The 14,191-nt window shown below is 38.8% G+C and carries 15 protein-coding genes; 8 read left to right on the forward strand and 7 right to left on the reverse strand.

From position 1 onward, the window contains the following. Positions 1 to 186: 186 nt before the first annotated feature. From CYP26_RS09730 to mqnE, 5 genes are read right to left on the reverse strand one after another with little or no spacing between them, the layout of a single operon-like run. Positions 187 to 873, reverse strand: a complete 687-nt coding sequence (locus tag CYP26_RS09730) for a type II secretion system protein (RefSeq protein WP_103631237.1) — start codon at positions 871 to 873, stop codon at positions 187 to 189. A gap of 3 nt (positions 874 to 876) precedes the next feature. After that, positions 877 to 2,094 (reverse strand): ArnT family glycosyltransferase, encoded by a 1,218-nt coding sequence (locus CYP26_RS09735; RefSeq protein ID WP_103631238.1) that lies wholly within the window; start codon positions 2,092 to 2,094, stop codon positions 877 to 879. 9 nt (positions 2,095 to 2,103) lie between these two features. Beyond that, complete coding sequence (locus CYP26_RS09740; RefSeq protein WP_103631239.1) at positions 2,104 to 2,544, reverse strand: phosphoribosyltransferase; 441 nt, start codon at positions 2,542 to 2,544, stop codon at positions 2,104 to 2,106. A gap of 12 nt (positions 2,545 to 2,556) precedes the next feature. Then, the gene (locus CYP26_RS09745) at positions 2,557 to 3,849 is read right to left on the reverse strand and encodes an NCS2 family permease (protein ID WP_103631240.1); all 1,293 of its coding nucleotides are present in this window, start codon (positions 3,847 to 3,849) and stop codon (positions 2,557 to 2,559) included. A gap of 11 nt (positions 3,850 to 3,860) precedes the next feature. Then, entirely contained in the window at positions 3,861 to 4,925 is a 1,065-nt protein-coding gene (gene mqnE, locus CYP26_RS09750; RefSeq protein ID WP_103631241.1) for an aminofutalosine synthase MqnE, read from the reverse strand. A 110-nt stretch (positions 4,926 to 5,035) separates the two neighbouring features. Between mqnE and CYP26_RS09755 the strand changes: the two genes are divergently transcribed. From CYP26_RS09755 to CYP26_RS09785, 7 genes are all read left to right on the forward strand, one after another. Beyond that, a complete protein-coding gene (locus CYP26_RS09755; RefSeq protein ID WP_103631242.1) occupies positions 5,036 to 7,534 on the forward strand; it encodes an HD domain-containing protein in 2,499 nt (832 codons plus the stop codon). Positions 7,535 to 7,537: 3 nt separating this feature from the next. Next, positions 7,538 to 9,349: a glutamine--fructose-6-phosphate transaminase (isomerizing) gene (gene glmS / locus CYP26_RS09760; protein WP_103631243.1), complete on the forward strand. Its 1,812-nt coding sequence runs from the start codon at positions 7,538 to 7,540 to the stop codon at positions 9,347 to 9,349. 145 nt (positions 9,350 to 9,494) lie between these two features. After that, complete coding sequence (locus CYP26_RS09765) at positions 9,495 to 10,283, forward strand: peptidoglycan-binding protein (protein ID WP_103631244.1); 789 nt, start codon at positions 9,495 to 9,497, stop codon at positions 10,281 to 10,283. A gap of 1 nt (position 10,284) precedes the next feature. Then, positions 10,285 to 10,707, forward strand: coding sequence for a gamma-glutamyl phosphate reductase (locus CYP26_RS09770; protein ID WP_103631245.1), 423 nt, complete (start codon positions 10,285 to 10,287; stop codon positions 10,705 to 10,707). Between the two features lie 144 nt (positions 10,708 to 10,851). Next, positions 10,852 to 11,088 (forward strand): DUF4172 domain-containing protein, encoded by a 237-nt coding sequence (locus tag CYP26_RS10705; RefSeq protein ID WP_103631289.1) that lies wholly within the window; start codon positions 10,852 to 10,854, stop codon positions 11,086 to 11,088. Positions 11,089 to 11,153: 65 nt separating this feature from the next. Beyond that, positions 11,154 to 11,405, forward strand: a complete 252-nt coding sequence (locus tag CYP26_RS09780; protein ID WP_103631246.1) for a hypothetical protein — start codon at positions 11,154 to 11,156, stop codon at positions 11,403 to 11,405. A 63-nt stretch (positions 11,406 to 11,468) separates the two neighbouring features. After that, the gene (locus CYP26_RS09785) at positions 11,469 to 11,690 is read left to right on the forward strand and encodes a hypothetical protein (protein ID WP_103631247.1); all 222 of its coding nucleotides are present in this window, start codon (positions 11,469 to 11,471) and stop codon (positions 11,688 to 11,690) included. A gap of 36 nt (positions 11,691 to 11,726) precedes the next feature. Here the strand turns inward: CYP26_RS09785 and CYP26_RS09790 are convergent, their stop codons facing one another. Together CYP26_RS09790 and CYP26_RS09795 are read right to left on the reverse strand one after the other, a co-directional pair. Beyond that, positions 11,727 to 12,221, reverse strand: a complete 495-nt coding sequence (locus CYP26_RS09790) for a hypothetical protein (protein ID WP_103631248.1) — start codon at positions 12,219 to 12,221, stop codon at positions 11,727 to 11,729. Between the two features lie 11 nt (positions 12,222 to 12,232). Continuing rightward, positions 12,233 to 13,432 (reverse strand): tetrahydrodipicolinate N-succinyltransferase N-terminal domain-containing protein, encoded by a 1,200-nt coding sequence (locus CYP26_RS09795; RefSeq protein ID WP_103631249.1) that lies wholly within the window; start codon positions 13,430 to 13,432, stop codon positions 12,233 to 12,235. Between the two features lie 160 nt (positions 13,433 to 13,592). Between CYP26_RS09795 and CYP26_RS09800 the strand changes: the two genes are divergently transcribed. Continuing rightward, on the forward strand, positions 13,593 to 14,189 hold the full coding sequence (locus CYP26_RS09800; protein WP_103631250.1) for a YagU family protein: 597 nt from the start codon (positions 13,593 to 13,595) through the stop codon (positions 14,187 to 14,189). Positions 14,190 to 14,191: the final 2 nt, after the last annotated feature.

Consider the following 14,191-nt stretch of genomic DNA (forward strand, 5'->3'; position numbering starts at 1 on the left):
AAGATTGACTAATAGTTTAACAATTGTAAGTTAAAAGAACAACGATAAGAAAAAGGCTTTATTAACGTTGAAGTTAAAGGTGGTTTCTCATTTCGTGAGCTGGAATTATATATGAGGGATGCTTAAATGCAGATTAAAAAATGGCAACTTTTTTAAAAAATAAAAACTATAAGATTTTAATTAAATTTAACTATTTTCTTTTATAGATGCAAAGCCACTTTCTTTTTCTATAATAATAGTTGTTTGATTACCGCGTTTATCTGTTATTGTTATACTGCAATCTTTTTTAACAAGTCTATCGTATGGTCGCTTTATACCACCACCAACAGTGCTTATTGTCCACATCGGTCGTCCCATCTCATCAAAGGCTACTTTTTTATTTGCCTTACCTTTTACACATCCACCAGATAGAGTTACATCTATTATGCCAAATCTTTTTTCTATATTTAGCTCTTTGTTTATCTTTTTGCAGTCACCACCTGGCATACCACTCCAGCCAGCTGTTAATAACTTTCCAGTCTTATAAATATCACTTGCAAACTCATCTTGTGAATTCGGGTTTCCAGTCATACTTTTATCATAATAAATACTATATTTCCAAGTTAGCTCATTATTTTTATCAACCGAACAGCCATCTACTTTATCTTTCGCAAAAGCTATCGTCCAGCGCTGTTTTGCCCATCCTTTTTCGGTGATAGAATACTTATCATCCTGCATGGCGAGGTGTTGAGTGTATCTTATATGAGTTAGGATCTGATTTGCGGCTTCTCTTGAGGCATTTCTATTTAGTTTTGGGATCATAATGGCAGCTAAAATTCCAACAACAACAATAACAAAAACAAGCTCTATCATCGTAAAAGCTCTTTTTTTCATATTTTATCGTTCCTTGATATTGAAATTTGCAACTACTTTTCCCATTTTTTCTATACTAAATTTTGACTTCTCATCTAAATCGGCACTTGCTAATAAATTTTTAGAGTAGCTTTTTGTTTTTATGCCATAAAATTTAAGCCTTAGTGCAAGCCTTGTATCTTCGGTCACTATATCTTGCACTCCAGCCTCTTTTAGCTTATCTGCCAGCTCTTTTGCTACATCAAATTTATAAGTGAGATGTTTTGTAGGATCGTTTAAAAAGAGGTAAAAAATTTGATTAAAGATGATCGCTGACCAGTTAAATACCAAAAAAAGCATCACTAAGCCAGTGCAAATTTTGTGTCCTTTTCTAAATTTTGGCAGTCTCACGCGATATGAATTGAAAAAAACTCTTACCATAAGTGGCGTTGCGATCACGCAAAATGGCAAGAACTGCTCAAGCTCTAGCCTTTGGCGCACAGAGACTATCATACAAAAGCAAAATGAGCAAATGGCGATAAACCACAAAAGATCCTTCTTCTCCTTAACCCAAATTCTATAAATCGTATATACAAAAAAAATAAAGACAAATGGCGAAAAGACGGCGGCAAATATGCCAAAAGTATCGATAAAGTGCCCACTTGGTCTGCCATTTGTTTCAAAGCCAAAAAAGTAAAGTGTCAGCAAAAATAAAATGGCACTGAGCCAAGCAAGTGGCGGCTTTCGTTTATAAAGTGCAAATATAAAAAATCCTGCATAAAATATCAAAAAATCGCCATCTATGAAAAAGGCTAGGCAGAAAAAGAGACTAAATAAAATTTTCTTTTTAATATGAAAAAGATATATGCACAAAAGCGCTAAAGTGATGCAAATTCCAGCATTGTTTATAATAAGGGCTGAAGCTAGCGTGCCAGGAAGTAGCACAAAAAGTAGGACCGCTACGATCCTGTCAAACTCAAGCTTGATGTAAAATTTACTCACCTTATACATCAAAACTACGCTTGCGATGTGAAAAAAGATCATCACGCCTCGCACAGCAAGGTCATTTTGACCAAAAAAATGGGCGCTTAGTTTTAAGATATAGCCAAGAAGGCTGTGCTTTTGAAAGAAAATTTCAGCCTCGTTGTAGCTTATGCTAAGAGAATTTGTCGCATAAAGTAGAAATACAAAATCAATCAAACATATCAAAAATACGCTAAAAGCAATGTGCCTGCTAGCAAATTCTCTAACTCTTTCTAACAAATTTTGCCCTTAAATATGTATATCCCAGAAAAACTCAACCCAGTCATGAGCCTCTTTTACCTTAAATTCAGGCAAAAGCAGAGCCTTCTCTTTATAAAATACAGTAGCTATCTTTATATCTAAATTTGGATAGCGTTTAAGCAGCTCCCTTTTTATCTCAACCATGCTCTCGCCGCTATCGATGATATCATCAACAAGCAAAATTTTAATGTATCTGCTAAGATCTGGCACATTAAAAATTTGTATCGTATCAAGCTTGTTTGTATCTTCGTAGTGGATAGAATTTAATGTAAATAAATTTCTATTTTCAAGCGCAACAGCTAGTGAGTGGCCAAGCGTTAGACCGCCTCTTGCCACAGCTAGTATCACCTCTGGATCAAACTCATCTTTTATCTGTTTTGCCATCTTTTTGGCATCAACGGCAAATTCATCGTAACTATAAAATATCATCTTTAATCCTTATCAATGCACTAAAAATACGATAAAACTAATGAGCGCCAGCACAACTACACCTAAATTTATATCGCTAAATTCTCTCTTTATGAGCTTAACTATGACGTATGACATAAAGCCAAATGCAAGACCGTTTGTGATCGAGTAAGTAAGCGGGATGAGCACAACTATGAAAAATGTCGCAACGGCGATGGCTGGATCTTTGAAATTGATGCTAGCAAGCTCAGCAAACATAAGCACGCCAACCATTACAAGGATCGGATAGATGGCGTTACCAGGGATCGCTTTAAAAAGTGGCAACATAAATAATGTAAGTATAAATAAAAGTCCGCAAAATACAGCCGTTAGACCAGTCCTACCGCCCTCTTCTACGCCGCTAGCGCTTTCTACAAACGATGTGGTCGTACTTACACCTACAAGTGAGCCAGCTGCAGTAGCAACAGCGTCAGCTTCAAGAGTTTTTTCAAGTTTTACGACGCCATCTTTTTTGTTTTCGTCAAATATCCCAGCCCTCGTGCCAACGCCAGCTAGCGTGCCTATCGAGTCAAAAAGATCAGTCACAAAAAATGTAATAACAACTGGTAGTAAGGCTAGGCTAAACGCACCTTTTATATCAAGCTCTAAAAATATCGGTGAGATAGAGGCTGGAGTTGAGAAAATTTCTGTTGGATGAGGAGCGATGCCAAGCACCCAAGCTATCACAGAAGTAGCAAGCACAGCTAGAATAAATGCGCCCTTTATCTTCCATGCCCAAAAGCAGATAACCAAAAATAGCCCCAAAACGCCAAGAAGCACGTTTGGATCTTTGAAATTTCCTATGCCAACTAAAACCGCATCGTTATTTACGATAAAGCCCATTTGCTGAAATGCAACAAAGCTGATAAATGTGCCTATGCCAGCGCTTATCGCTCTTCTTAGATCAAGTGGGATGGATCTTATTATCCACATTCTAAAATTTGTAAAAGATAAGACGACAAATATCACGCCACTCAAGAAAACAACGCCAAGAGCCGTTTGCCAAGGCACTTTCATACCGATGCAAAGACCAAATGTAAAGTAGGCGTTAAGCCCCATGCCAACGCTCATCGCAACTGGCGTGTTCGCCCAAAGACCATTTAATATCGTAGAAAATATGGTAATTAGCGCTGTTGCAGTGATTAGTGCCTCATAAGGCATGCCAGTTTTGCTCATAATGATCGCATTTACCGGCACTATATACATCATCGCTAAAAATGTCGTAAGTCCCGCTCCAAATTCCTGCTTTACACTCGTTTTGTTTTGTGCTAAGTCAAAAAATTTCACCCCAAGCTCCTTTAGTAAATTTTAAGTTCGTTATATAAGCTATCACGCTCAACCGGCGTAAAACCAGATGTTTTAATAAGATCGCAAAATGTCTTTAGTGTGACGCCATTTGCGCTATTTGCACCAGCTGCACTTTGTATGCTCTCTTTTTCTATCGTGCCATCAAGATCATCAGCGCCAAATTCCTGAGCGATCATCGCTAAATTTAGCGTCGATGTAGCCCAGTATGCCTTTATATGTGGGACGTTATCAAGCACCAAGCGAGATATCGCCATAGTCTTTAAAATTTCAGCCGATCCTAGAAATTTCACATCTTTTAAGTAGTTATTTTCTCTTTGATAAACTAGCGGGATAAATGCGTTAAATCCGCCAGTTTCGTCCTGCAAGTCTCTGATTCTTAGCATGTGATCGACCCTATTTTCGCGGCTTTCTATGTGACCAAAAAGCATTGTTGCGTTGCTTTGTTTGCCTTTATCATGCCACATTTTGTGGATCTTCAGCCAGTTCTCGCTACTTACTTTGCCTTTACAAATTTTAGCCCTGACCTCTTCGTCAAAAATTTCAGCCCCACCGCCTGGCATGCTATCGACGCCATATTCGAGCATCTTTTCTATCACCTCATCGTAGCTTAAGCCGTAATGCCTTGACAAAAAGTCGATCTCAGCCGCCGTCATCGCCTTTACATGAAGCTCTGGATGAGCTGCCTTTATCTTTTTAAAAATTTCTAAGTACCACTGCCAGCCGCTAGTTGCGTTGTGGGCGGAGACGATGTGTATCTCTTTTGCGCCGTGACGCACGCTCTCATCAACGATCTTTAAAATTTCTTCGTGGCTCATTAAGTATGGATTTGGATTTTTTCTGTGGGCTGAAAATGCGCAAAATTTACAGATATCAGCACAGATATTTGTTGGATTGATATGGCGATTTACATTAAAAAAGACCTTGTTGCCGTGCAGTTTTCTGCGCTTTTTATCGGCAAATTTAGCTAAGGTAAAAAGATCAAGCTCATAAAGCGAAAAAGCCTCTTGCTTGCTTAATCTCTCGCCACTTTCTAGTTTTTGTAATAGATTCATTATTTATATCGTCCTAAAGCTGAACTTAAGGCTTCATTATAAGCAAATAAAGCTTTGTTTTTGCAAAAATTATGTAACATTTGCCAAGATATTTTTAACAATGGAAACACTAAATGCTAGCTGATAAAAGTGCCAAAAATAGTGATAATTATTCAAAGATCAAAGAGAAATTTCTTGATTTTAAGGCAAATTTGCCAAAACATTTTCAAAAAAATCAAGGTAGAAATTTCACAAATTCCTTAGCCAAAGAGTATGATGATTTTATAAAATCTTATTTAAATGAAACTATGCGAGATTTTTTTGATGAGTTTGTGCCACAAAACGACAGCTTTGCTTTTAGCGTTCTAGCCACTGGCAAATACGCCCAAACGCTACTTAGTGCAAATAGTGAGCTTGAAATTTTACTAGTTTATAAAAATTTAAAGGGCTATAATATAAAGAATTTCTTAAAAGAATTTTCTGAAATTTTAGATAGCTCTGGCATGAAATTTGTGATAAAAAGCGCCGAAGTGGATGAAATTTTTATAAATTTCAAAGATGACCTTAAATTTAAAAGTGAAACCTCGCAACTTCGCTATATCTGCGGCTCAAAAAGCTTATATCGCTTAGTAAAAAGCGAGATCATAAAGATAAAAGAATTTGATAAAAAAGCCTTTTTAAACTACCATTTAAAGGCATTTTTACCATTTTCTAGCATAAGCTACTTGACACAAGAGCCAAATTTAAAAAGTGGCTTTGGCGGGATCGATGAAATTTACCACTTAAACTGCATACTAAACTGCCTTGATAGCGACGTTTCGGTTAGATCGCAAGCGCTTAAAGTGATGAATGAAAAAGAGATCGCTAGCTTTAACCTAAATGTGGATTTTTTACTAAGCTTGCTAAGCGCTTTAAATTTAACCCAAAACACCGATACTTTCAGCGCCTCAAGTGTTGAGATCACGACAAATTTCATGCAGACAAAGTCCAAAAAGCTGCAAGACAACGAGAGCGTCATCAGCCAAAAGATGCTAAGCTCGATGAATAACGTAGCCATTTATTCAAGATTTATCGCGGCTTCGCTTTGTAGGCCATTTTTCAAAAGCGAGCTAAGCTTCGAGCAGAGAAAATTTGCTAGGCTAAAAAATGGCTTTTACGAGATAAATGGCGTCATCTACGTGCCACTTCACAAAAAGCCAGCCCTTATCGAGGATCTCATAAATGAGCTTTTGGAGCTAAAAGATGTGGATTATAAATTTGATATAAGCGCGATCTTTTATATCAAGCGAGCCATCATCACAAAAGATGGCTTAGAGCGCGCTATCAGCGAGTTTAAGAAGATATTTTTAAGAGAAAATTCCTACGCTATTTTAAAATCCTTGCTCGATGCGCAGATGATACAAATTTTGATAAAACCAATGGAGCATATCTCCCAGCTAGCAGAATATGACGGCTATCACGAATTTACGGTTGATGAGCATAGCGTTTTAAGTGTCAAATTTCTTGAAAATATAAAAGATAAATTTATAAAAGATCTCTACTCCGAGCTTTGCTTGGAGGGCAAAACGATGCTAAAGATCGTGACGCTTATGCATGATGTTGGCAAAGGTCTTGGCGGAAAAGATCACGCAAACATCGGCGCAAACATCTTTAGAGCCTACGCGAACAAGCTAAATTTAAGTCAAAAAGCTATCAACATCGGCGTTATATTGATAAAATACCACACCCTAATGAGCAACGTCTCAAACAGAGAGGACATCTACTCGCAGCGCGTCATCTTTGCCTTCATATCAAAGCTAGGCGACAAGCAGGTTTTAAAACTACTTTACATCCTTAGCTACTGCGTGATAAACGCCACAAATGAGAGGCTTTACAACGCCTACACAGCAAAGCTTTTAAGGGAGCTTTATGAAATTTCTCTTAGCGCATTTAGCGATGAAAATTTACTTGATGAAGCGACAAGGCGAGTAAAAAAAGAGCAATCTATAAAACGAAATAGCGAGTTTTTGGCGCTTGAGCCAAAACTGCAAGAGAAAATTTTCAAGATCACATCAAATTTGGTCTTTACAAAATATAGCGCGAGCGAGATCATAAATTTAAGCAAAGTGGCTGATAGCTTAAACGAAACAGAAATTTTCATAAACAATAGTAAAAATTTAAGCATTCAAATTTATACAAACAAGAGCCTAAATTTAAGTGCCCTGCTCTATGAATTTGCCAAATTTGACCTTGCGTATATGGAGATATTTGAGCTATTTGAGAAGAAATTTTATATCAGGCTTGACTTTAACCAAAATGTAAAAAATCATGAGCTTGAAAATACTAAAATTTTAGCCCTAAAATCCCTAAATAGCGAGGTTTTAAGAGAGCCTTTGAAACCAAATATTAACAAAGATGAGATAAACTTCGAGCTAAAACACTCAAAAGATTACGCCAAACTTAGCATCAACGCAAAAGATCAGCGCGGGCTAATGGCTTATGTGATGAGTGTTTTTGACAGACTTCATTTTCAAGTCACGAGTGCGAGAATTCAGACGGTTAAAAATAGAACGAGAAATCTCTTTTTGATCGAGAAAAACGAGCGACTTGAGAGTAAAGGCGATGAGATATTAAATTTATTAATAAGCGAGTAAAACATGTGTGGAATCGTAGGATACATCGGAGATAAAGAGAAAAAAGAGGTCATTTTAAGCGGACTAAAAGAGCTTGAGTATCGCGGATACGACAGCGCTGGCATGGCTGTGATGAGTGATGGCAAGATCGACTTTTTCAAAGCGGTCGGCAAGCTTGAAAATTTAGTCCTAAAGACAAAGGATTTTACATCTGAGGGCTTTGGTGTGGCGATAGGCCATACACGCTGGGCGACTCATGGTAAGCCAACTGAGATAAATGCTCACCCGCACCTTGGCGAGCACTCATTTGTCGTTCATAACGGCATCATCGAAAACTACAAAGAGCTTAAAGATGAGCTTGAGGCAAAGGGCGTTAAATTTGTCAGCCAAACCGACACCGAAGTGATCGTGCACCTTTTTGAGGAAATTTTAAAAGAGAAAAAAGACCCATTTAAGGCTTATGAGGCGACTATCGCGAAGCTAAGAGGCGCTTATGCGACGCTACTTATCACTAAAACTGCACCTGATAAGATATTTTTTGCAAAAGATGCCGCTCCTATGGCGATAGGCAAAAGCGACAAAAAAGAGCTATATTTTGCCTCATCAGATGCGCCGTTAATCGGCAACGCAACAGAAGTGGCATATCTTGATGATAACAACTACGGCTATGTGAGCTTAGATGAGATAGCTGTTTTTAAACACAGCAAAAAAGCTAGCATAACATTTAACGCACTGCCAAAAGATAAGAGCTATGCCCAAAAAGAGGGTTATACATTTTTCATGGAGAAAGAAATTTACGAGCAAGGCGCAGTCGTGTCTGAAACCATCATGGGCAGAGTTAAAAACCACAAAGTCACCCTTGAAAATTTAGACGATGAATACCTAAAAGGCATCGATGATGTCGTGCTTTGTGCGTGCGGTACGAGCTACCATGCAGCGCTTGTTGCAAGCTATCTTTTTGAGAGGCTTGCCAAAGTTAGAACAAAGGTCGAAGTGGCAAGCGAATTTAGATACAGAAAGCCTTATCTAAACAAAAACTCGCTCTTCATCGTCATCTCGCAAAGTGGCGAGACAGCTGACACTCTTGAGGCACTTAGGATAGCAAAAGAGGCTGGGCTAAAGACACTTGCAATTTGCAATGTCGATAACTCATCTATCGTTAGACTAGCTGATAATACGCTTCTAACTCGCGCCGGCATCGAAAAAGGTGTGGCAAGTACAAAGGCCTTTGCTACGCAAATCATCGTGCTTTGGATGCTTGTGCTTCAAATGGCATCAGCAAATGGATCTATCAGCAAAAAAGAGCTTGATCACGAGATTAAAACGCTTCTTCACATACCACAAATTTTAAATATAGATAACTCTTTGCAAGAGAAGCTTCACCGCCTAAGCAAGCACTATCTGCACGGTCATGGCTTCTTCTTTATCGGTAGAGACATCTTCTATCCGCTAGCACTTGAAGGTGCGTTAAAACTTAAAGAAATTTCATATCTTCACGCCGAGGGCTATCCATCAGGCGAAATGAAGCACGGACCTATCGCGCTTGCAGATGAGAAGCTATTTACGATCGCTTTAATGCCTCAAAATTTGTTATATGAAAAGACAAAGAGCAACGTCGAAGAGCTTGCTGCAAGAGATGCATATATCCTAGCGATCAGCCCACTTGAGTTTGAGCTAAGCGATGACTACGTAAAAACAAGCGTTCAAGATCACTATATGAGCGAATTTTTCGAGATGATGCTAGTGCTTCAGCTACTTGCACTTGAAATTTCCGTTAGACTTGGCAACAATGTCGATATGCCAAGAAACCTCGCAAAAAGCGTAACTGTCGAATAATTTATGTGGCTGGTATCTTGCTGGCCGCTTAAATTTTTGTAAAAATAATTTTGCATTATGTTATTAAATATAAATTTTATATTAATATTTTTATAATATTTACTCATATATAATTCTAAAACTAACTTAAACATTAAGGATAAAAATGAAGTTAAGTTCATCTTTACTAAGCGTAGGTCTTGGAGTTTTGCTTCTAAGTGGTTGCGCAACTGGTAACAACAATAGCGTAACTGGCAGTGCTGCTGGCAGCAACAACAAAAATGCTAACACAAAAATAGAAAAGTGTAGTAGCACTATTGGAACACTTGCGTTTTATGAAGACCAAAATTCAGACTGGTATTCATATTTAACACGCAACTACAAGCTAACATCAACTATTCCTGTTCTGCGCCTTCTTGCACAACAAACTGGTTGCTTTGTTATAGTTGAGCGTGGTGCTATGATGGATAATATGATGCAAGAGCGTGCGCTTGATAGATCAGGCGAACTACGTAGCGGTTCTGGCTTTGGCAAAGGCAAAATGGTGGCAGCTGATTATACTATTCGCCCTGAAATATTCTTTAGTAATGAAGATACAGGTGGTGCAGGTGGTCTTGTTGGAGCACTTTTTGGTAGTGTAGCGGGTGCTATAGCTGGTGGTTTTTCAACAAAAGAGACACAGACTACATTGGTTCTTATAGAAAATCGTTCAGGTGTTCAATTAGCAGCGGCCATTGGCTCAGCTTCTAGCACTGACTTCTTTGGCATGGGTGGCGGCGCTGGCGCTTCTCTTGGTGCTGGACTTGGCGCATATTCAAGAACACCTGAGGGAAAAACACTTGTAAATGCTTTCCTTGATTCAATGAATCAATTAGTTATCGCTCTAAAAGACTACAAAGCGCAAACAGTAAAAGGTGGTCTTGGCAAAGGTGGAAGCCTAAAAGTAGGAGATTAATATGAAATTTATAGCCATTTTATTTTGTTCATTAACTTTTTTGTTTTCTATGAGTTACGAAAAAAAAGTTGAAGCTAGGCTTTGTGGTCTTATAAATCAAAGAGAAATGGCTAAAATTTATGGCGACATAAGAAGTATTGATAGCTTTGATAAAAAAATAGAAAGCTATAAATTTCGCAACGGAATAGAAAAATTTGACGAGGATAGTTGTCGTGCAAATGGCTACTATCCTGTTGATCCAAACTATGCGCCATATTCGCCTAACTACCGCCCATACTATCAAAATGAGTACGAAAGATTTGATAGATTCCAGCGTGATTACCGCGGAGGCTACTATAATGATGACGACTATGATGATGGTTTTGATCGTGGTTATAGACGTGGTTATAAGGATGCCAGAAGAGATTATAGGCTAGGTAGATAATCTTATCTAGCCTTAACTTTCCTTAGCTCTATTTTCTAACAAAAAATTATTTTTACAAAATAACAAATCAAAAGCAATGCATATATCAAATTTTACTGCTATAAATAAGTTCAATACATTAAGTAAAAATTACAAAACCTTTGGATATGGCAACATCCTAACTACCCAAATTTCTCTTTCGATAAAAGAGAGATAGATATCATCATAAAAAAGCTAGAGCAAAATAACGAAATTTTAAAAGAGATAACAAGCAAGATCAGTAGAAACGATCTTTTAAAGGCGCAAATTAGCGCACTTGAAGATGAAATAATAAGCTCATCTCTCATAGAGGGCGAGAGACTTAATAGATCAAGCATTCGCTCATCGGAAAAAAGAGACTAGATGAAAAATTTGACTGGTTAGCTGACACTTATGCGACTAGACATAGCAATAATCTAGTCTCGCTAATGTTTGATGCAAATTTAAACAAAGCTCCTATGAACTTCGAGCAGCTACATGGCTGGCACAATGCCTTGTTTGAATATAGCCAAAGCAAAGCTTACAAGATAAAAAGAGCTAAATTTAGAGATGATGAGATGAGCGTCGTCTCAACTCCTTCAAAAAATGTGCAAATCCACTATGAAGCCTTGCTAGCAGAGCGTGTAGAGGATGAAATTTTTAAAATTTTATCAATAAAAGCTCCGAAAACGCCTATGTAAAAAGTGCCTTAGCACACCTTTGGTTTGTGATCATCCATCCTTATGATTGACGGCAACGGACGCATGGCAAGGGCTTTGGCACACTACTGCTTGGCTAGTGAAAGCATTGAGCCGTTTTCTATCTCGAGCATTATTTACGCAAATAAAAAAGGTTATTATGAAATTTTAGAGCAGATAACAAAGCTTAACAATAACCAAAATTTTGATTTTACGACGTGGATAGTGTGGTATTTAGAAACAGCAAATAGCTCCATAAAAGAGGCTATAAATTTAGTAAATGAGTAAAATTATCCAAAAACAAATTTAAGAGCCAAAAAGCCCTTAAATTTCGTTTTTGTTTAGTATCTTTACGAGCTGTTCTTTGATCTCATCATCAAATTCGCTAACACTTATCACGCCCCTGCTCTCGCACATCTTAGCGTCATTTACCTCGCAGTAGCCGCTTAGCGCATTTTTATATCCGCCCCTTATGCAGGCCTCTCTGTCCTCTAAAAACCCAGCCCCACCAAGGATGAGCACGCCAAGGTCAAAGCCGATCTTAAATTTCGCGCTCGCCGAGCTTTTTATCCAGCTTAAAAATATCTCATCATATCTTAGCCCAAGCGCCCCAATGCCATCTGGCACGACCAAGATATCCACGCCATAAAGGCTTTCAGCGTAAATTTCAGGATGAAGTCTAATGCCAAATTCATCGACTATCTCAGGCTTTAGGGCGTAGGTTTTGATGTTAAAACCTTCAAATTTATGCAAAAAATCATAAATTTTGGCAAAGCTTAACAAATTTATCTTGTCAAACATCAAAATGCCAACTTTCATGTTAGCTCCTTTTAATGAAGTGCCTCATTTAGCTTGATCGCCCTTTTGATCGCACTCGCGGTGATCTGCCCTGTTTGGCTATTTTGCCTAAAATGAAGTCCTTTTAGTCCGCCAAGCTCAAGCGCTTTGTAAATTTCAGCCTCAAATTTAAACTCTGGATTTAGCTTAACTAGCTTTTCGCGCTCGCTTGCCGAGATATAGACCTTTGTGCCCTCAAGCACCGCTATGCCAGCATCCACGATGCAGTTATCACCAAGAGGCACGCCAGTGACTGAGTTTGCGCCGAGCAAGCAGTGTTTGCCGATGCTTACAGGGTTGCCGTTTGTGCCGCTTAGCACGCCAAGTATGCTAGCTCCGCCACCAACGTCACTGCCCTCGCCCACTACGACAGAGCTGCTGACCCTGCCCTCGACCATGACGCCACCAGTCGTACCTGCGTTAAAGTTGATGTAAGCAGCCCCTGGCATGACGACTGTGCCAGGATGCACAGCAGCACCCATGCGGACTTTGGCAGCGTCTAAAATTCTCGTGTTATCAGCTGGGATGATGTGACTTAAAAATCTTGGGAATTTATCCACGCTCACGATCGCTGGATACTCGCCAAACATTTTTAGAGAAATTTCATTTTCTCTTAGCCACTCAAGCTCGATCGGGATGTTTTGGCTAGTCCATGCGACATTTGGTAACACCCCAAAGGCTCCATCAAGCACGATCGTCCTAGGTGCGACCTTGCCAAGTGATATCAAGTAGAGCTTGAGATAGACAGCCTCCACGCTAAGTGGCTTTGCGTCGTCGAACAAAAATACAAGCTTAAATTTATTCTCATTTAGCTCAAGATCGTCATCAAACGCCATCTTTACAGCGTGCAAATTCTCCACGTTTTTGTGTGATTTTATATCTTTTTCAAAGACGCTAAAGAGCTTACTGGCCTTTTTTGCTACCTTTGGCGTAAGCTCAGCCACGAACTCATGAGCGCTAAAATCAACCTCAACATCGCACTTTTGCAAGGCATAGATAAAGGCAGCTGCGCTTAAAAAGCTCTCTTTATAATTTACAACGGCATAACTTGCTTGCAAAATTTTATCTGCATTTTTTTGTCCGCGATCGACTCTTGCGATGCCAAAAGCAACTGGATCTTTGTAACCATCTTTTTTTCTAAATTCTTCAAAAAATTCTTTAAATTCGTTTGCGTCTTTGAACTCTTTAGACATCTATTCTCCTTTAAATTTTTTCTTAGTCTAGCCAAAAATGGCTAAAAATTTTATGATTTTAAAGCATTTGAGCTTTGATAAATTTATAAATTATAATAATGATTAATATTATCATAAAGAAAATAGAAACAAAATGGCACAAATTTTACAAGGAGAGAAAATGTCAAATTTAGCTACCAAACCAAAATTTGCTTTAGCTGCGCTGATCGGTTTAATCGCTGGCGTAGTTTCAGCTTTTGTTAAATGGGGCGCAGAAGTGCCACTTCCACCAAGAAGCCCCATGGATATGTTTAACGCTGCTTGCAGACCAGAAAGTGCCATCAGAGCGGCTGATGCGATCGACTGCTCGAGAAATTTTCTAAATCCCCCTTATGTGTTTTTGAGAGATTATGTCGGTATCGCTGATCCAAATGCTGCTATCTACGAGTTTTCAGGGCATGCCTTTAACTATGTGATGCTAACGCATATCATATTTTCAGTCGTTTTTGCTGTTGGCTACTGCCTCGTGGCTGAGAAATTTCCAAAGATCACGATGTGGCAAGGCGTGATGGCTGGTATCTTAGCAACTATCGCAGTTCATGGCATCTCACTGCCGCTTCTTGGCCTCACTCCGCCACTTTGGACGCTTCCTTGGTATGAGTATATCTCTGAGCTTGTAGGTCACATGGTCTGGTTTTGGTCCATAGAGATCATCCGCCACGACCTAAGAGCTAGGATCACAAAAGAAAAAGATCCAAGCGACTGCTGCAATGCATAGCT

The organism is Campylobacter concisus (assembly GCF_002913225.1).
Taxonomy (GTDB): domain Bacteria; phylum Campylobacterota; class Campylobacteria; order Campylobacterales; family Campylobacteraceae; genus Campylobacter_A; species Campylobacter_A concisus_J.

What these genes read in the sequence shown, in the direction of transcription:
- glmS (WP_103631243.1), top strand. Translation starts at nt 7,538, where the DNA reads ATGTGTGGAATCGTAGGATACATCGGAGATAAAGAGAAAAAAGAGGTC.
- CYP26_RS09730 (WP_103631237.1), bottom strand. Translation starts at nt 873, where the DNA reads ATGAAAAAAAGAGCTTTTACGATGATAGAGCTTGTTTTTGTTATTGTT.
- CYP26_RS09740 (WP_103631239.1), bottom strand. Translation starts at nt 2,544, where the DNA reads ATGATATTTTATAGTTACGATGAATTTGCCGTTGATGCCAAAAAGATG.
- CYP26_RS09765 (WP_103631244.1), top strand. Translation starts at nt 9,495, where the DNA reads ATGAAGTTAAGTTCATCTTTACTAAGCGTAGGTCTTGGAGTTTTGCTT.
- CYP26_RS09780 (WP_103631246.1), top strand. Translation starts at nt 11,154, where the DNA reads ATGTTTGATGCAAATTTAAACAAAGCTCCTATGAACTTCGAGCAGCTA.
- CYP26_RS09770 (WP_103631245.1), top strand. Translation starts at nt 10,285, where the DNA reads ATGAAATTTATAGCCATTTTATTTTGTTCATTAACTTTTTTGTTTTCT.
- CYP26_RS09785 (WP_103631247.1), top strand. Translation starts at nt 11,469, where the DNA reads ATGGCAAGGGCTTTGGCACACTACTGCTTGGCTAGTGAAAGCATTGAG.
- CYP26_RS09800 (WP_103631250.1), top strand. Translation starts at nt 13,593, where the DNA reads ATGTCAAATTTAGCTACCAAACCAAAATTTGCTTTAGCTGCGCTGATC.
- CYP26_RS09755 (WP_103631242.1), top strand. Translation starts at nt 5,036, where the DNA reads ATGCTAGCTGATAAAAGTGCCAAAAATAGTGATAATTATTCAAAGATC.
- CYP26_RS09790 (WP_103631248.1), bottom strand. Translation starts at nt 12,221, where the DNA reads ATGAAAGTTGGCATTTTGATGTTTGACAAGATAAATTTGTTAAGCTTT.
- CYP26_RS09795 (WP_103631249.1), bottom strand. Translation starts at nt 13,432, where the DNA reads ATGTCTAAAGAGTTCAAAGACGCAAACGAATTTAAAGAATTTTTTGAA.